Here is an 18,641-nt window from a genome sequence, read left to right on the forward strand (position 1 = left end):
ATTAGAGACCTTTAATATCCATAATTAAAATAAAATTTTTAAATTGTACTATCGAAAACAACTGCCATTGCAGTTTTATAACCTTCAGCAGCAGCAACTATTAATGAAGACTGACCTAATTTAGCTGTCTCCCCCGCTGCATAAATATTTTCCTGTGACGTTCGCCCTGCCTCATCTGTCACAATGCTACCATTTTCATTAAATTGACAACCAAGCTGCTCTGCAAATTGATTTGGTCGCACAAAATTAGGTACGATAAAGCCTCCAACTCTTTTGATTTCAACTCCAGAACTAAACACTACTTTGTTTAAATACCCATCCTCACCATATAAGCTTTGAATAGGCTCAGTAATAACAGTTATATCTTTTCTTTGTAGTTCATTCAATGTCGGAGCAGAAACTTCATGACCATTTGTGGCTATTACTAAATCTTTTGACCAGTTATATAAAAGCTTTCCTTTAAAAAGGGTTTGTTCTTCATCCTCTGAAATGATAATTAGAGGTTTATCTCTTAACTCCCATCCATCGCAAGTTGGGCAGCTGAATAGACTTTTTCCATAATAATTTTTAATATCAGGTATCGATGGAAATACCTCTTGAACACCCGTTGCCAATATTATTCTCTCAGCAACATACTCTACATCTTCTAACGTCTCAATTTTAAATAATCCGTTTGATTGTTTTGTTATATTCATAACTGTGTTTTGATAAAAAAGAACTGAAGGGTATTTCTTCACATCTTTCAAAGCTATTTCTTTAAACTCTGCTGGTTTAATGCCATCACGTGTAAGAAATCCATGTGATTCCTGCGTCACACGATTTCGATTTGTTCCATTATCAAATAAAGCGACTTTTTTGCGGGACCTCCCTAAAAACAAACTTGCGTTTAAACCAGCGCCACCTGCACCTATAACTGCACAATCAAATAATTTCATCATGTAAATCTCCTCCACAAGTTATTTAGAGTACATGTTGTTTCCGTTAAAAATATCAAATTTCTATAGCATACAACATGCATTCTAGCTCAAATTAAAGTTAAAAAACAGAATGATTCTAAGATATAACCGCTTGAAAATTTATAGAAGATCAACAACCAAAAAGAATCCAAGTTCAGAGTATAAAAACATTCAGAGATTTAAAAGACTCCTTATATCTATAATTGTTCGAAAAATAATGGTGGACTATAAATCCACGACTATTTTTTCACAAAATCCGATATTTTTCTGTTTCTTAACTCATTCTCCAGTTTTTCTTCTGCAGATAGCATTACTTCTTTTATGACACACTTAGGATCGTTATATAAACAACAATCAAACAATGAAGATTTGCCTTCAATTGCATGTATAATATCTAAAAATGAAATATCTTCCCAATTGTGACGAAGTGTATATCCACCGTTAGCACCCGATACAGAGTTAATCATACCCTCTTTGACTAACTTGGTGAGGATTTTAGACAAATATGTGGGAGAAACATTTTGCATCTCAGCTAATTGTTGGACACCCATTGGTTTATTTGGTGTTTCCTTTGCAAGAAAAAGCATTGTGTGTAGTGCGTAATTTGTAGCTTTAGAATATTTCATAACTGTTATTCACCTCAATTAGAGACTTTACATATCCATAATAGCATTAAATTTTCACAATTTCAATTTTTATATCTCTATATTTCCATTTAAAAATTGTGACTCCCAAAAGTTAGTTAGCGTTTTTGAAAATAAATGCATACTTAAAACCCCCTATAGTTTAAATTCTATTTATCTCTTCTGTTAGTAAATACCTGCATAAAATTTAATCATGCAGTCCCATTCCTTAAATTTTATCGCCTTAGCATTTTCTCATCTTTAAAAAACCTAGGACGAATTAATAGTATTATATAGCTTGACACAGTGTCAGGCTCAAGCTTTTATATTTTTTACTAGCTATTCCAGTTTCATTATAAAAAAGTCTTGCTACTGTTTATGTAACAAGGCTTTTACAAGTATTTATTTAACTATAGCCCCTTTTTAACCAATTCTCAGTAATTTCAGTACACGTTTAAATGTAGGTGAAATAATCGTTCTGAATTTCAAATGCAATATTTGGTTCAATGTTGTTTCTTTAAGAAATACATTTGCACCTTAACATTCTGGGATATTAAATATGCTCTTCACTATACACTATTTTAATACACTTCTTGCCAATTCGATAAATACCTTGATTGATGGTGAAATCCATTTTTCTTGATGCCACAGCATTTGAGTAGCAAATCGTATTTCAGATAAATCCCAAGGTAAAGTGATTAGTTCTCCCCGCTCTAACTCTCCCTTGAGCGACATTTCAGGAAGTAAGGCAATACCTAGTCCAACCATTGCGCATTGTTTAATAGCCTCTACACTATTAAACTCTAGTTCGTTCAAGCTGTCTGCTCCTTTTCTCAATAATGTGCGATAGAAGAAAGTTCTGTAAGAACAACCCTTTTCACTTAATAGAATATGCTCTCTGTTAAAATCTTCAATACTTAATGTAGAGCATGCAGCTAATGGATGATTGGGGGAAACTACCATAAGAAAAGGTTCATCCATTAAAAGCTCAGTATGTAGATCCGCAGATACGATAGGTTCATCCAGCATAAAGACCACATCAACATTCCCTTCCCTCAGACTCTGTTTCAAATTGTGACTAGACAAAGGTCTAAACAAAAGACGTACGTGCGGATATCGTTCGCGAAAAACCCGGAGTAATGCGGGTAGACGGTATGTACAGAGCACTTCGTCTGCACCAATTGTAACTGTACCAGTTAATTCTCCCCTCTGACTTGAAACATACCGAGCCTCCTCTATATCATTTAAAATTTTATTGGCATAGGGCAGCAACTGATGGCCTGCATCTGTTAAAACAACACTCTTGCCCAAGCGATCCAATAGCTTTACTCCCAATTCTTCCTCTAAAGCCTTGATTTGCATTGTTATAGTAGACGGAACATAGTTCAATACTTCAGCAGTACGGCTAAAACTACGCGTAGAAGCAAGCGTCCAAAATGTTTTAAGTTGGCGAATTTCCAATGAGACAGCTCCTCTTAATTCAAAAAAATTGAATGTTATAGTCAAAAACGTTTTGTTGATTTGATGGTAACAGTGTCGTAGAGTAAAAATCAAGCTTCAACACATTTTGTATAACAAAGGAGAATTGAATTATGAAAGATTACGAAATTTATTCACTTGGAGATGTCGAGCTACAATCGGGTCAAAAGCTGCCCCAAGCCTTTCTTGCCTATAAAACCTATGGAACTTTAAATTCTACTAAGTCAAACGTAATTGTCTATCCTACCTGGTTTGCTGGTCAGCATACTGATAATGAGTGGTTGATTGGGCCTGATAAAGCTCTCGATCCGAACAAATATTTTATTATTGTGCCAAATATGTTGGGAAATGGGCTATCTTCCTCCCCAAGCAATACACCCGCCCCTTTTGACAGAGCAAATTTCCCGCTTATTACGATTTACGATAATGTTCAGCTACAACATCGGCTCATTACTGAGAAATTTGGTATTACGAAGATTGCGCTAGTCGTTGGCTGGTCACTTGGAGCACTGCAAACCTTTCAATGGGGATCAAGTTATCCTGAGATGGTCGAGCGGATTGCACCGTTTGGCGGAACAGCAAAGACGAGACCACATGCACAGCTTGTTTTTGAGGGGCTTATCGCAGCATTGCAAGCGGATTCCAACTGGAAGGAAGGTTTCTATACCCATCAGCCTGTAGCAGGACTTGCCGCGATGGGACGCGCCTATGCTCCTTGGGGATTTTCTCAAGCTTATTATTTAGAACAGCTTTACCGGGTAGAAGGATACTCGACGTTAAAGGCATATCTGGAAGACTATTGGGATCAAGTGTTCCTTTCCTTTGACGCCAACGACTTAATTGCCATGCTTCGTACTGGAATTAACGGTGATATTAGTGCCAATCCTCTAGACAACAGAAATTTTGAACAGGCATTAAACCGTATTACCGCCCATGCCCTTGTTATGCCAGGTTCGACCGATCTATTTTTCCCTCCAAAGGATAATGAATATGAAGTGAAACATATGCTTAATGCTGTTTTTCAACCAATCGAATCTAAGTGGGGACATTGCTTTGGGATCGGTCAAAATGAACAGGATTCTCTCGTGATAGACAGCCATTTGAAACAATTTTTGCAGTTGTGATAAATGTTTTTCCGTAATAACAAACCACTGAAGAGTTGGTAAAGCAAAACCAATTATCCATGCTTCTGTTGTAGAAAAGCGTTCATTTACAAGAACGCTTTTCTTTTCTTATCTCCCCATATGTAACACTCCACTACTAAACTATTAATTTGTTATTTTTCTCATAATCCATTCAATAGGCCCTCTCTTAAATTTTATACGCCATAAAACAGAGAATAAAATACTCGCTACAAAAAATAATATTGTGAATACTAGTGAAAATGCTAATGTTTGGTTCTCTAATCTATTTACTAAAGCTAATAGTCCAACACCAATAAATACATGGCTTACATAATGGGTTAATGTTAATTGTCCTGTTTGAATAAGTGATTTTGTCACCCATTGCCCAGCAAACTTTTCTGTGTAATAAATGGAAGCAATAATGACAATTATCGCAGAAGCGGAGTTTGATAAGATATATAAGATATTTGGTGGAATTGGCCCAGTTTGAAACAAATACTCTGCACTGCTTACATCTAATACTGACAGAGATAATTGTATTAACACCTTTGAAAGTACCTCTACTGTTATGAGTAAAAATAAAGAAATAAACAACATTTTATCTCTAATAGCTTTCTTCGATAAATCAAGTCTACCAAGAATCATTCCAAGTAAAAAGAAACATATCCAAGGGAATACTGGATGATACCCATTAAACAAAAGATTTCTTAAAAAACCTTCAATTGTCCAAAAATCAAGATATACCATAAATGGTTGTTCAGGATGCCATCCTTTTAAATAATTCATCATCACTTGTAGGATTTGTGATGTTATTAAAAAAAGACTAGATATGATAATCATGAACTTTGTAGAGGCTGCAATAAGAAATGATGCAATCAGCATATAAACACCATAATAATGTAGGATATCTCCAGTCCAATCTACCACATATAAAAGTAAACCTAGAATAAAGAGAAAAGCAGAACGTTTTATTAAACTCATCCTATTTTCTTTAATAATGGTAGGCGAACCCCCATTTCTAGCTTTTCTTGTCATTAAAGCAACTCCGATACCTGCCAGCGTAACAAAAGTGGCAGACGCTCTTCCTTCGAAAAGTCCAGTAAACCATATAAGCCAACCCGGCCCATTCCCTACCGCTCCCATAATAATTTTAAAGTTTACTATAAGCATTCCAAACATAGCCAAAGCTCTAGCAAAATCTAATCCTTCTATACGTTGTGATTGTAACTGTTTGTTCATAAATGTTCCCCCTAAGCACACTATTTATAACTTCTAAAATCAACTTAAAATTAAACTCCAGCTTTATCGGAAATTTTAATGCTATGTAAAAGCTTATTTTCAGTTTTTACCGACCGGTAAGTAAATATTAATTGATTCTTTTAACAAAATCAAGAAATTTATATTACTCTTTTGGGAAGTTCCAGACGAAGGCTCATAAGTAGAGATAGAAAATATATCCAAGTAAACAGGCATCTAGGTTAGGATACGTGTTCACTTGGATATTTCTGCGTTAGTAAGACGAATTTGAAAAAGCAAGGTAGGTGGCCTGGGAGCTGGTTCCTCTTAGATCGGAGCGATTCTTCCACTGACCGGAGCTGGTTTCTCTTGGACCGGAGCAATTCTTCCACTGACCGGAGCTGATCTCCTTTGAACCGGAGCGTTTCTTCCACTGACCTGAGCTGATCTCATTTGAACCAGAGCGTTTCTTCCACTGACCTGAGCTAATCTCCTTTGGACCGGAGCGTTTCTTCCACTGACCTGAGCTGATCTCCTTTGAACCGGAGCGATTCTTCGACAACACCATGTTCGCCATTACTAACTCCAGTAAAAAAATTGCACTCTAATTAACAATGCGATGTTAAGGGAAACATAAAGTTACCCTTTAACAATGGTTTTTTCATTAAAATGAATAACGCATCATCATCATTTGGCGTAATGGTTGCTGTCATCCCCTCGATTGTGAAATCAGGTGTGAAATAAAATACCATTTTTTTCGTTGTTTCCTTTACAACACTTGCTAATACAGCCTCCACATTTTGAGCATTTAACGAAATGATATCGAAAATATGCAGCGTACCTTCCTCTTCCTCCAATAGCACAATTGTTTCTAAATCTTCCACATAGAAAATGGCTTCCTGAAATACTACTGTGAAATAAAACATTATTAAACTTTCATTATGCTCAACATCTAAAATCACTGAGTTTACATGACGATTTTCCGCAAATTTTTCAAGTAATGCAAGATCATTTTCAATAGTAAGCTGTTTAACTTTTGCACCCAATTTCATTTGAATGGGGCTTTTTGCTAGGTCTAAGCTAAACTCACTTTCATTTAGACGTGTAAAGCCAAATTTCGGATAGAAATCCAATACAGTATCATTCGCAAAAAGATACATAAAATCACAGGTATTTTCATGTTCTTTAAGAATATGCTGCATTAATTGCTTCGCCAAGCCTTGATTGCGATAATTTTCATCTGTCATTACTGTACCAATCTGAATACCTTTATACTTTTTACCATTAATAATTATTGACATTTTATTAATTGAAGCATTTGAGATAATCCTGCCTTCATCAACAAATGAATATGGTATATATGTGCCGTTCCAATATCCTTTGTTATACCAGCCTCGAAAATCTATTTTGAATGTTTTCATTGCTAATGCATTAAAACTCTCCTTCAAGCTTTCATTATTTCGATAATCACTTACTAATTCATATTTTTCCATTTAAATTCCCTCCAATTTTTGTTTCAATCACCTTGTTACATTTCATGTATTCTATGGGAATTATCACCTACTAAAAACAAACAAAAGACTCTATGAGAATAAACTCATAAAGTCTTTTTATACGCAAACTAAAGCGTTGAAAATCAAACCTTTTGTTTTATCTTAGTCTGATATAACACTTTATTATTTGCTTATATGGATTAGACAACATTTGCTTCTCTCAATTATCGCAAAAGGACATAACTAATAAACCTATAATTTCTTAAAATTATAGAATAGTCCTAATTATTAAATTCATTGGAATTTAATTTGCGATAATAAGTTTTAGCATAAAAGTCTAATCTCCCTTCTGTTTTCGGATTATAGTCATTTTACCTTGCATTCTCCTTTTTGTAAAATCTTCTAACTATGGAGTAAAAACTTCAAGGTGTCCCCCTTTAGGAAAAGACTTGACTCAAACTGTGCGAAACATAGATTTCTACCTCATTAGCTGCTAACTATAAACGAAAGTAAAAATTTTCAACGTAAAAATACATATATGACATTACAAATCAAAAAAAGTTATTAAGCACTTTGATTTAATTTCATATATACTTAATTAGGTATTTTTGTAATTTCCAGAATAAATGTATAGGCAAAAATAAGTGTGAATGAGGTTAAGTATTATGAAAAAGAGTTTATATGCCATAACAGTGGCGTCGGGACTATTATTAGCAGCTTGTGGGAACAACTCGGCGCAAAATGAAGATTTAACAGAATTGCGTGTAGAAGATAGATTCAAAGTTGGTATTATGTTGCCAGACGTTGGACTAGGTGATCAGTCATTTGCAGATTTAGCAGTAGCAGGGTTAATCGAGGCACGTGATGATCTTGGGATTGTGTTTGATTACCGTGAGCTTGGCAATGAGCCGAACTATGAAAAAGGGATAAAAGAGCTTGTGGAGGAGGGTAATGATTTAATCTTTGCAGTAGGCTTTTCACTACAAGCAGATTTAGAAAAGATTGCAAAGGCAAATCCAAAACAACAATTTGTTTTAATTGATTCAGAGTCAGACATTGAAAATATTCATTCTATTACCTTTAAAGAAAATGAGGGTAGCTATTTAGCAGGTGCATTAGCTGCAAAGACATCAAAAACGGGAAAAGTTGCTTTTCTTGGTGGAATGGTAGACCCAGTAATCGAAAAGTTTGAAAAAGGTTTTGCAGAAGGAGCGAAGGCCATCAATTCCAATATTGAAGTGATTGTGGCATATGCAGATACATTTTCAGATGATAAGATCGGTAAGACCATGGCTGCTAACATGATTACACAGGGGGCAGATGTCCTTTACGCAGCTGCAGGGTATACAGGTGTTGGTTTATTGCAACAAGCGCAAGAAAGTGGCGTTTTAGCGATTGGGGTCGATACAGATCAATATACATATGCAGAAAAAGCAGTCGTATCTTCTATGTTAAAAAATATCGATGTAGCCGTTTATGAATTTATAGAAAATTATACAAAAGAGAAACCAACTGGACAGCAACGTGTCGCTTTAGGAATGAAAGAAAAAGCGATGAAACTTGCACCCGTGCGTGTGATTGATAATGCAACGAGGATTGAAGATGAACTGAATACAATATCACAGCAACAATTTGGCCAATAAGAGGAGTTAGAAAAATGTCATTAAATAAAAAAATATTAGTAAACTCATTTACGCTCATCGCAGTTTCGATTGCCCTTATTGCTATTGTCATAATATCGATGATACGCATTCAATCATCGAACCAAGATATTTTACCAAAAATCATCAATATTCAAGTGATTGAATCCGAGTTGAAAAATACACAAAATGAGCTAAGCAGCTATGCAACGGCCATAGGTGTCGCTCAACCACAGAGTGTGACAGATAAACAAATAGAATCATTGAAGAAATTAGAAGGTACGATTGGCGATAAACTAGCAATTATAAAACCTTTATTACATAATAAGGAAAGTGAAAAAACCTTTGCTAATTTGCAAGGAAAAGTGAAAGCCTTTATAACTGCAGCCAACCAGGCGGTAACCGATAAGAATGCAACGAATGTACGTACACAAGAAGCACGTATTGCAGGCATTTTAAATGATGTACATGTATTAGGCTTGTATGCTAATGAACATTACCAAGATATACAAAAAGATTTAGCACGGCAAATTACCTTTGTTATTACAATATCTTTAACAGGAATTATTCTGTTAGTTTTATTTGGTAGCGTCTTTACAGTGTTAATTATTAGAAATATTACAAAACCACTACGTAAACTGGCCCATAATGCCAATGAAATTGCGTCTGGAAATCTTATGGTTGAGCCTATTCATTATAAAACAAATGATGAAATTGGTGTGTTAAATCGTTCATTTAATACAATGACGAATCAATTAAAGCAATTATTAGATGCGATTCATAACGTGAGTGGACACATAGATACATTTACGAATGATTTAGAGCGTGAAAACAAATTATTTGCTGAAATCAGTGAACATGTGGCAAGCGCTACAGAAAAAATTTCGAGTGATTCCCTATCCGTTTCAAATTCACTCCATCATACTGTGCAGCTTGTCGAGACGATGGATACCGATTTCAACCAAAACGTACATCGCTCAACGGTTTCTGTTGATCATGGCAATCTGGCTGTTGGTGCAATTGATAAAGGAAAAGAGGTTATTTCCTCTCAGCAACAAATGATTGAAGAAAATATTAACACGGTCAAAGTCATTCACGATGTGGCAAATACCTTTATGGAGCATACGGCTCGTATCGAAGAAATGGCGGGGGTTGTTGCAGATATTTCAGCGCAAACAAATTTACTGGCGCTCAACGCCTCTATTGAAGCAGCTCGCGCAGGAGAACATGGCAAAGGTTTTGCAGTCGTAGCAGAAGAAGTACGTAATTTATCCGAAGCTACAAGTAAATCTACAGAGAAAATTTTCGGAATTGTTGGTGCTATCCAAGCAGGCGTGCAAAATATGTCTGATTCAGTACGACTAGGTGTTGAAATTGCAGATAAACAAAAAACCTCCATGTATGAAACGACATCAGCATTTGAAAGTATTGAAACGGAAGTTCGTAGTATCATGAATGAACTTCAAGAAGTAGCACGAGGCATGAAACATTCGAAAGGATTAGGTGAGAAAGTCCTTGAACATGTAGGAAATGTAAATCACATGCTAGAAGAAAATGTGGCAGGTACAGAAGAGATAACTGCTTCTACAAATGAACAAACATATGCTATTCAAGTAGTTGTCGAGAAAATTACTGCATTACGTCAGCTATCAGATGACTTAAATAATAGAGTGAAACAGTTTAAAATACTCTAATTAGTAATGCCCGCTAAGTGCGGTTCTTACAGTAATATCTGAGACAATATAGCTTTCTAGTTACCCAAAACATCCTGTATTTTTACTGATAAATGAAAGAATCCATTTTGAAAAAGATTAATCAAAATGGATTCTTCTTTAACAGAAATAAAATCGTTTGTTCATTTTAGCTACGTTCCACAACTAAACAATCATATAGTGTATTAACTACATAGTTATAGTTTTTGTTGCAACAGTTTGTTGAAATGCCTGATCATGTTCAACAAAAACCATTGTGGGATTAAATCTTTGAATAAGCTCTTCAATCTGCATGCGAGAATAAATATCAATAAAATTTAACGGTTCATCCCAAATATAGATATGCGCTTTTTCACATAAACTTTTGGCGATAAGGAGCTTTTTCTTTTGTCCACCCGAATAATAAGAAATATCTTTTTCAAATTGAATTCGGTCAAAGTCCATCTTACGGAGGATAGATTTAAATAACGTTTCATCAATCCCATGCTCTTCGATAAAGTCCGATAACAGTCCCTTCAAATGAGAAGTATCTTGTTGGACATAGGATATAATGAGACCTGAACCTGTATACATGGAGCCTGTATGCTGTATCGGCTCACCTTGAATGAGTTTGAGAATACTACTTTTTCCGCTTCCATTCTTTCCATCAAGTACAATTCGGTCACCTTGCTCAAGTTTAAAGCTAATTGGCTTATTCACTATTTGATTATCATATTGAACAGACACATCGGCCAAAACAATCAATTCATTTGAATGAAACGCCAATGATTCTAATTTTAATGACTCGGTTTTTTCCACATTTTTTAGTAATTTTGACTTTTCCTCAATAGCTTTTTGTTGCCTGGATTCAAGATTTTTTGCCCTCTTCATCATCTTCGCTGCTTTATGTCCTACAAAACCTTTGTCTAACTTAGAGCCAGAATTCGTTGTTCCATTTTTGGAAGCTTCCACTTGATTAGACCAACCTGATGTACGCTTTGAAGACTGTTTTAATCTCCCTATGTCTTTTTGTAGACGCTCATTAGTCGCCTCTTCATGTTCTTGCTGTCGATCAAAATTCAACTTCCAAGAAGAATAGTTACCACTTTGAACTTCAATATTTGCCCTATTTATAGATAAGATATGGTCAACACAGCCATCTAAAAAGTTTCGGTCATGTGAAATTAAAATAAACCCTTTTTTCTTCCTTAAATATTCAGAGACCATCTTTCGTGCTTCCGTGTCTAGATGGTTGGTTGGCTCATCAATTAATAGAAATTGACCCTCCGTCAAAAAGAGTGCAGCTAGCAACACCTTCGTTTGTTCTCCATTTGACAATGTTCTAAAAGGTCGATACATAGCCTCGGCATCAACGTCTAAATAGGATATTTCACGAAGAATTTCCCAATCTTCTGCCTGGGGACAAATTTCTTCCATAATTTCATGAGTATACTTGTTTTTATCCGAAACTGGATAAGGGAAATAATTAAATTCTACCGAAGAATTGATTTTTCCACTATACTCATAATTCCCTAATAATAAATTAAAGAATGTTGTTTTTCCTCGTCCATTTCTACCGATAAATCCAAGTTTCCAATCCGTATCTATTTGAAAGCTTACATTTTCAAAAATATTGTCAAAGCTGCTTGGATAAGAAAAAGTTAAATTTTGAACTTGTATCATTGACATGATAATTCCTCCTTTGTATATCAACACTTTTTACTTTTTATACAAAGTCGGTATATCCATCCATTCTAAAATTTCTCCGTATAAGTTTGATGGATATTAACGACTTGTACGGAGTAATACATGCGTAACAATAGTATCTGAATCGCCCATTTCTCTCTCCCCTTTATTGATTCAATTATTTATGAGAGAATAAAAAATCCTCCCAATTTGTCATTGGAAGGATTAGTCTTTCACTGGTATTGAATAAGGACTTTTTTGCCATAGAAATCATGACAAATAAAGTTTAAACTGATTGATTGATAAAAATGGACAGACTAATCCTATATTTTGTAGTTTGAAGTTATTGATTTCAACATAAAATATAGATTAGTTCATCATTGTTCATCCATCAGTCCTCTCATAATTGTATATTTATATTAACAAATTTTTTATAAGAATTCAATTCAGCATCATCTTCATCTAAAAATTGTTACTCTTTTGATAAATTCCAGGCGAAAGTAGCATCTTACCATTATCTTATTTTATAGAAAAATATTGTTAGATAGTCTTCTTTGCTTAATCAATTAATTGATTGAACTTTGTAGGCAAATCCACTCCTAGTTCTTCCATTTGAACTTTTGCTTTTTCAATTAATTTTGTAACTTCTTTTTTCGTTTCTTCATCTAAATTTGAGAATTTATCGCCTTTTCTCATGAATTTATGATCAGGAAGAGATTCTCCCAATTCTTTAAGTTGTGTATCGGTCTCCTCTTGCGTTAAGGAACCATCTTCCACTTGTTTCATAATGGCTTGTACCTTCGTGCGCGTTTCTTCATCTAAGTTTGCTAATTTATCCCCTTTTCTCATGAAATTATGATCAGGAAGAGACACTCCCAGTTCTTTAAGTTGTGTATCGGCCTCCTCTTGCGTTAAGGAACCGTCCTTCAATTGGTTCATAATGGCTTGTACCTTTGTCTTCGTTTCATCATCTAAATTTGAGAATTTATCGCCTTTTCTCATGTAATTATGATCAGGAAGAGACACTCCCAGTTCTTTAAGTTGTGTATCAGCATCCTCTTGCGTTAAGAAACCGTCCTTCAATTGGTTCATAATGGCTTGTACCTTCGTGCGCGTTTCATCATCTAAATTTGTGAATTTATCGCCTTTTCCTGTAGGAAATGATATCCCTAATTCAGCTAGGCCTTTCCTCAGATTATTTAAAATTTCATTAACTTTTTGTTGTGTTTCAGCATCCAACTTTTTGTATTCTTCTACATTTACTGTCTCTTTTTGAACTGTAGCAGCATAAGTTGGAATAATTGTACCTCCAATTATCCCTAGTGATAAAGCTCCTGTCATAGCATAAGTTACAATCTTACTTTGTCTTTTCATTGTTATTCACTCCTTGAATTAGTGTAGACGAGGCTTTTACCTCTAAGCTTAGAGTTGAACTAAGCTTAGCCTTCACTTTATCAGTGAATTGTGTCAGCTGAATGTCAGGAGAACAGCATTTCAAAACTTTGTATTAATACTTTATAAAAATGAATAAAGAACTGTAATGTTTCATGTAGAAAATCCAATTTTGAAATTGATTTCCCTTGGTTTGTAGTAGTTCTAAAAATATTCCTATTAATAAAAAGGATAAAAGAAATAACGAATAGGAACTCGCCTTTTCTCTCCCCACTTTGTTTGCCAGATTCTAACTACTATCCCAAACTTTAATCTGTTAAAATGAAAAAAAGGATTGTCTGGAGGAGTATTCAAGTTAATAGCATTCTAAACGAATGAAATAACTTGAATTTTCGTGGGTGATAATATGAAAATTTCAATAGTAGAAATTAGCCAAGATTTAGAGGAAGAGATTGTTATTAGGTGTCATAAGGCTGATGAGGAGATAGATGACATCATAAATAAGCTGAAAAAGGAAAACCTTATTTTACTCGGATATCAAAATGATCATATTCACCGCATTAAGCTTAATGATATCTATTATTTCGAGGCAGTTGAGGGTAAAGTTTTTATTTACTGCAGAGACAACGTTTTTGAGGTAAAACAAAAACTATACGAGCTAGAGGAATTATGCAAAGGAAAAAACTGCTTTCGCGCATCGAAATCAACCATTTTGAACATCACGAAAATTTCATCTGTTTATCCAACGATAAGTGGTCGATTCGAAGCGGTGCTAGATAACGGAGAACGTGCTGTTATATCAAGACAGTATGTGCCTGTCCTTAAAAATATGCTTGGTTTGTAAAGAGGGATACATATGAATTTTTTAAAATTTGTACAAAAGATAATTAAGGATTTCTTTATCATCTTCGCATCCATAATCTTGATGATTACTTTGTTGCGACAAGTGTTTTATCCTGACATGGCCTTTGATTTGAAATCGATTTATATCATTATGGCATCTTCATTTTTAAGTGCATTAACAGGATTTATTTTTTATTCTCCTCATGATCTCAGTGAGAACAAAATGCGTATAAGAATAATTATTCATTTCTTCACTTTGGAGATTTTATTGATTGTCCTAGGCAGCGCTATTAATATTGTTAATGATGCATCAGGTGTAATCTTTCTAGCACTGCAAATCGCGGTAATCTATATCATTGTTCGTCTACTTTCATGGCAAAATGATAAAAAAGATGCAAAAAAAATCAATGAAAAACTAAAATTAATGAAGAAAGACTTTGGTGAATAGTCAAGAAATTCAATAAGCAGTAGTTATCTGATAACAAATTATTTAACGGTAAGCATTAGAGCTTACCGTTTTTTTGCATCTTATTGGCTTGTGAATACAACTTACTGTTTTTCCATATACATCCTTCCATCTGTTTATTATGATGATTTCATAAAATTATGAGGTGGAGGAACAACAATGGGAATTTTACTATTACTAATGGCTGTGATTTTCGAGATTGCTTTTGCAATCTACTGCATAGCGACTAAGCAAAACCATAACAAAATAAAGAATTGGATTAGGATTGCTGTATTTATAGTATTTGTGTTACTTACTGTTTCATCAGTGCTTGTCTGGAATTTTAGCTGGGTAATGCTTGCTATACTACTTTTCTTATTAGCTCTAAATGGGACAGTAACTCTTATCCTTAAGAAAACAAATAACAAACCATACAAAACTTCTAGCATTGTGTGGAAGTCCATTATGATGATATTGACATTTGTATTTGTATTTTCACCTGTCATTATTTTTCCACAGTATCCATCTCCAAAAGTGACAGGAGAATATGAAGTCGCAACCGCTACTGAAACATTTTACGATGAAGAGCGCATCGAGGAATTTGCAGACACGAAACAAAACAGATTCGTGAATGTGGAATTTTGGTATCCAAAAAAGGCAGATGGAACATATCCTCTTTTGGTATTCTCACATGGAGCATATGGTATCAAGGAAAGTAACGCCTCTACATTTACTGAGCTGGCAAGCCATGGTTATGTAGTCGTTTCCATCGATCATCCCTATCACTCCTTCTATACTCGTTCAGAGGATGGAAGTGTGACCATGATCAATAAAGATTATTATGATGAAATCACCAATTCTAATAAAGAAGGTATTTACACAAAGGAAGAACTCTACAAAATCATTCAAAAATGGATGAAATTACGAACGGACGATATGAATTTTGTCATTGACACAATTCTAAAAAAAGCCAATAGAGACAGTAGTCCTATTTATTCACATATCAATACAGAGAAAATTGGTGTATTTGGTCACTCAATGGGCGGTGCAGCAAGTGTTTGGCTAGACAGAGAGCGTGATGATATAAGTGCAGTAGTAAATATCGATGCCCCTTTCTTTAGTGAACTTATTTATAAGAAAGAACTGGATGATTTTATAGCAAGTAGCAAAGACTTTACGACCCCACTCCTTAACATTTATTCTGATGATGTTTGGAGACAGCTCGAAAGTAGTCCCATTTATATAGCAAACAAACCCAATAATGAACACTTCAAAGAAGCATATACGGTTCATTTCCAAGGGGCAAAACATTTAAGCTTGACCGATTTACCGCTTTTCTCTCCTATACTGGCAAATATTGTACAACGCGGAAAAGCTGATATTGATAAATTATATTGTATTGAAACTGAAAATGAACTAATACTGGAATTTTTCGACTTTGAATTAAAGGGAATCGGCCAGTTCACTCCCAAAGAGACATATTGAACATAAAAATCTTGTCACCATATCCAGGAACGGTGCAAATAATTGAATAAATTTTAATAGAGGAAGTCCATTAAACTGAATATTGGACTCCTCTTTTAAACTACTAGAATTATAGATTTTATTCATCAATTACTATGCTAAATGAAATTAGTAACCATAATTAAAAGTACAACTTTAATGTCTTTTAGTGAATTACTATCTTTCTCAAACTCTTCTAGACCAAATCACAACTGGGATAAGTAATAGGGATAAAAGCCCCCCTGCTAAAGAAAGTATCGCATAACTTGCATTTGCCACTACCATGCCTGAAAGAGCACCACCTGAAGCTCCTGCGAGTGCCACTAAAACATCCATTTTTCCCTGCGTTTTTGCACGAGTAGAGGGCTCTGTCGAATCTACTATTTGAGCAGTACCACTAATTAAGCCAAAGTTCCAGCCCAATCCTAGTAAAGAAAGTGCAATGATTAATAGCACCATCGAATCACTCGGTGCAAATGCTGCTAATAAACCTGCGAATAACAATGTAATCCCGGAAGCAATACTCATAGCTGTGCGTCCGATTTTATCAACAAGTATTCCTGTCACAAGAGAAGGAAGATACATGGAGCCTACATGAAATCCTATAACAATGCCTACTTCCGTCAGACCATGTCCATGATGCTTCATATGTACTGGTGTCATCGTCATGATAGCAACCATTACAATCTGAGTAAGTACCATAACTGTTGCACCGACTGTTAGACCTCTTTTATTGGTTGTTGGTTGGATGGATTGCGTGTTATTTTCAGATGCAGACTTTTGTTTATGTGCTTCTATCCTTTGCGCAATTTCTAATGGATCAGGTCGCAACATAATAAATAGGACTAGACCTGCTAAAATAAATGCTGTTGCTGATAAGAGAAATGGACCAGCTAGTGCAGGAATACCAATGGATAATGCAAACTTTCCCATGACTTCTACTAAATTCGGACCTGCAACCGCCCCAAATGTAGTCATCACCATGGTTGTGCTAATGGCTTTTGCTCGTTGTTTATTATTTGCTAAATCGGTTCCAGCATAGCGGGCTTGTAAATTGGTTGCAGTGCCTGCTCCATAGATTAGAAGTGAAGCAAATAATAAAATGACACTATTCAACATAGCAGCAATCACTACTCCTATAGCACCTAGACCTCCTACAATAAACCCTGTTGATAAACCCGTACGACGCCCATAACGCTGTGATAGTCTTCCCACAATTAAAGCGGCACCTGCCGACCCTAACGTAAATAAAGCGGAAGGTACTCCAGCATAAGCATCCGTTCCTAGCATTTGTTGAGCTAAAAGAGCCCCTACCGTAATACCTGCAGCAAGTCCTGCTCCACCGAATATTTGAGATAGACTAACAACCATTAACACACGCCTATACAGACTTTGTAGCTTTTCGGGTGATTCTATATAATGTTCAACGGAATTTTGTGATTTACTAAACACTTCTCAACACCTACTTTCTATTTTTATTAGTTGTTAAAATGTGACCATTTTGTCAGCCCATTCGATAAGAAGAGGTTTTTACTAGTTATCTCGACTTTAAGCGTGTTCCACAAGCCAATTCTATAAATTTATTCATTAGCACTTTCACATTAAAACTTGGATGGTCAATTTTTTTCATTCTACAGCTTCTCGTATAAAGATATTTTTCCTTTTTTATTCATGCAGCATTCGTACACCTTCTCTTGTTCTTTTGTCTCTATAATAATACCTAATTTCATATGATTATTTTGCTAATTGCTGCCATTTTCTAAAGCCCTCTTCTAATCGAAAAGCATTAATTCCACTTGCCTTCAGAATTTTTACCGCTTCGGCAGACATTAAACAGTAAGGTCCTCTACAATAAGCAACAACATCACAATTGGTTGGTAACGATGCTAGGTGCGCTTCTAATTCCGCAATAGGGATCGAAACCGCTCCTGGAATATGGGCTTTTTCATATTCCTCCTTAGGTCTTACATCAAGTAACAATACCTCCCCTTTATCCATACGGCTAGCAAGATCTGTTAGGGTGATTCCATCTAATCCAAGTTGATTATTTAAAAACTCTTCCCTTATTTGTTGAACCTGGCTAAGTTGTTTTTCCGATAATGCATGGAATGTGGTTAAAAAATCGGCTATGATTTCATTGGCTAGTTCATAAAAAACAAAATTTCCTTCTTTTTTAAATATGACTAATCTTGCATTAAATAGTACTTTCAAATGCTGTGATACATTGGCTACTGACATATCCGTATTTTTAGCTAATGCCTCCACAGATTTAGGGCCTTGAGATAAAATATCAAGAATTTCTAATCGTTTTGGACTTGATAAGCATTTCCCTATCCTTGCAAATTCTTGATATAATAAGTCCTTTAAATTTCGTTCGTCCACCATACAAACAAACCACCCTTCAACTATTCAATTAATTTATTGAATAGTTGAATTTTAAGCTTAACACAACCTTTTGTCAAACAAGGAAGGGGTTCAGTTGACTTAAATTAATAAATGAAAGGAACAATTATTAAACATATTTTCAGAA

16 protein-coding genes are annotated in these 18,641 nt (G+C 35.0%); 6 read left to right on the top strand and 10 right to left on the bottom strand.

Features of this window, described 5'->3' with window-relative positions; genetic code table 11:
- Positions 1-38 precede the first annotated feature (38 nt).
- The 3 genes from AC1RNS_RS20565 to AC1RNS_RS20575 all read right to left on the bottom strand — a co-directional run bounded on the left by AC1RNS_RS20565 (position 39) and on the right by AC1RNS_RS20575 (position 3,040).
- Positions 39-935 (bottom strand): NAD(P)/FAD-dependent oxidoreductase, encoded by an 897-nt coding sequence (locus AC1RNS_RS20565; protein ID WP_492995448.1) that lies wholly within the window; start codon positions 933-935, stop codon positions 39-41.
- 260 nt (positions 936-1,195) lie between these two features.
- A complete protein-coding gene (locus tag AC1RNS_RS20570; RefSeq protein ID WP_427543530.1) occupies positions 1,196-1,582 on the bottom strand; it encodes an Rrf2 family transcriptional regulator in 387 nt (128 codons plus the stop codon).
- A 573-nt stretch (positions 1,583-2,155) separates the two neighbouring features.
- A complete protein-coding gene (locus tag AC1RNS_RS20575; RefSeq protein WP_492995388.1) occupies positions 2,156-3,040 on the bottom strand; it encodes a LysR family transcriptional regulator in 885 nt (294 codons plus the stop codon).
- A 131-nt stretch (positions 3,041-3,171) separates the two neighbouring features.
- Here AC1RNS_RS20575 and AC1RNS_RS20580 point away from each other — a divergent pair, with 131 nt between their 5' ends.
- Positions 3,172-4,182, top strand: a complete 1,011-nt coding sequence (locus AC1RNS_RS20580) for an alpha/beta fold hydrolase (protein WP_492995390.1) — start codon at positions 3,172-3,174, stop codon at positions 4,180-4,182.
- Positions 4,183-4,326: 144 nt separating this feature from the next.
- On the opposite strand, the gene AC1RNS_RS20585 is transcribed toward AC1RNS_RS20580, so the two are convergent.
- The 3 genes from AC1RNS_RS20585 to AC1RNS_RS20595 form a co-directional block, all read right to left on the bottom strand.
- A complete protein-coding gene (locus AC1RNS_RS20585; RefSeq protein ID WP_492995391.1) occupies positions 4,327-5,421 on the bottom strand; it encodes a DUF418 domain-containing protein in 1,095 nt (364 codons plus the stop codon).
- A gap of 271 nt (positions 5,422-5,692) precedes the next feature.
- Positions 5,693-5,995 carry a hypothetical protein gene (locus tag AC1RNS_RS20590; RefSeq protein ID WP_492995392.1) on the bottom strand — a complete coding sequence of 101 codons (303 nt, stop codon included), beginning with the start codon at positions 5,993-5,995 and terminating at the stop codon, positions 5,693-5,695.
- 31 nt (positions 5,996-6,026) lie between these two features.
- Entirely contained in the window at positions 6,027-6,911 is an 885-nt protein-coding gene (locus tag AC1RNS_RS20595; protein WP_492995394.1) for a GNAT family N-acetyltransferase, read from the bottom strand.
- A 665-nt stretch (positions 6,912-7,576) separates the two neighbouring features.
- On the opposite strand from AC1RNS_RS20595, the gene AC1RNS_RS20600 reads away from it, so the two are divergent.
- Both AC1RNS_RS20600 and AC1RNS_RS20605 read left to right on the top strand, forming a co-directional pair.
- The gene (locus tag AC1RNS_RS20600) at positions 7,577-8,554 is read left to right on the top strand and encodes a BMP family lipoprotein (protein ID WP_492995396.1); all 978 of its coding nucleotides are present in this window, start codon (positions 7,577-7,579) and stop codon (positions 8,552-8,554) included.
- A 14-nt stretch (positions 8,555-8,568) separates the two neighbouring features.
- Positions 8,569-10,245 (top strand): methyl-accepting chemotaxis protein, encoded by a 1,677-nt coding sequence (locus AC1RNS_RS20605; protein ID WP_492995398.1) that lies wholly within the window; start codon positions 8,569-8,571, stop codon positions 10,243-10,245.
- Positions 10,246-10,452: 207 nt separating this feature from the next.
- Here the strand turns inward: AC1RNS_RS20605 and AC1RNS_RS20610 are convergent, their stop codons facing one another.
- Together AC1RNS_RS20610 and AC1RNS_RS20615 are read right to left on the bottom strand one after the other, a co-directional pair.
- Entirely contained in the window at positions 10,453-11,931 is a 1,479-nt protein-coding gene (locus AC1RNS_RS20610; RefSeq protein ID WP_492995400.1) for an Lsa family ABC-F type ribosomal protection protein, read from the bottom strand.
- Between the two features lie 555 nt (positions 11,932-12,486).
- Positions 12,487-13,302: a hypothetical protein gene (locus tag AC1RNS_RS20615; RefSeq protein ID WP_492995402.1), complete on the bottom strand. Its 816-nt coding sequence runs from the start codon at positions 13,300-13,302 to the stop codon at positions 12,487-12,489.
- Positions 13,303-13,726: 424 nt separating this feature from the next.
- Here AC1RNS_RS20615 and AC1RNS_RS20620 point away from each other — a divergent pair, with 424 nt between their 5' ends.
- The 3 genes from AC1RNS_RS20620 to AC1RNS_RS20630 all read left to right on the top strand — a co-directional run bounded on the left by AC1RNS_RS20620 (position 13,727) and on the right by AC1RNS_RS20630 (position 16,093).
- Complete coding sequence (locus AC1RNS_RS20620) at positions 13,727-14,164, top strand: LytTR family DNA-binding domain-containing protein (RefSeq protein WP_492995404.1); 438 nt, start codon at positions 13,727-13,729, stop codon at positions 14,162-14,164.
- Positions 14,165-14,176: 12 nt separating this feature from the next.
- Positions 14,177-14,611 carry a DUF3021 family protein gene (locus AC1RNS_RS20625; protein WP_492995405.1) on the top strand — a complete coding sequence of 145 codons (435 nt, stop codon included), beginning with the start codon at positions 14,177-14,179 and terminating at the stop codon, positions 14,609-14,611.
- Positions 14,612-14,788: 177 nt separating this feature from the next.
- On the top strand, positions 14,789-16,093 hold the full coding sequence (locus AC1RNS_RS20630) for an alpha/beta hydrolase family protein (protein WP_492995406.1): 1,305 nt from the start codon (positions 14,789-14,791) through the stop codon (positions 16,091-16,093).
- A 204-nt stretch (positions 16,094-16,297) separates the two neighbouring features.
- Here the strand turns inward: AC1RNS_RS20630 and AC1RNS_RS20635 are convergent, their stop codons facing one another.
- The gene (locus AC1RNS_RS20635; RefSeq protein WP_492995449.1) at positions 16,298-17,482 is read right to left on the bottom strand and encodes an MFS transporter; all 1,185 of its coding nucleotides are present in this window, start codon (positions 17,480-17,482) and stop codon (positions 16,298-16,300) included.
- Between the two features lie 363 nt (positions 17,483-17,845).
- On the bottom strand, positions 17,846-18,493 hold the full coding sequence (locus AC1RNS_RS20640; protein ID WP_492995451.1) for an ArsR/SmtB family transcription factor: 648 nt from the start codon (positions 18,491-18,493) through the stop codon (positions 17,846-17,848).
- Positions 18,494-18,641: the final 148 nt, after the last annotated feature.

The sequence above is a fragment of the Lysinibacillus sp. GW821-FHT14F06 genome (assembly GCF_058803665.1).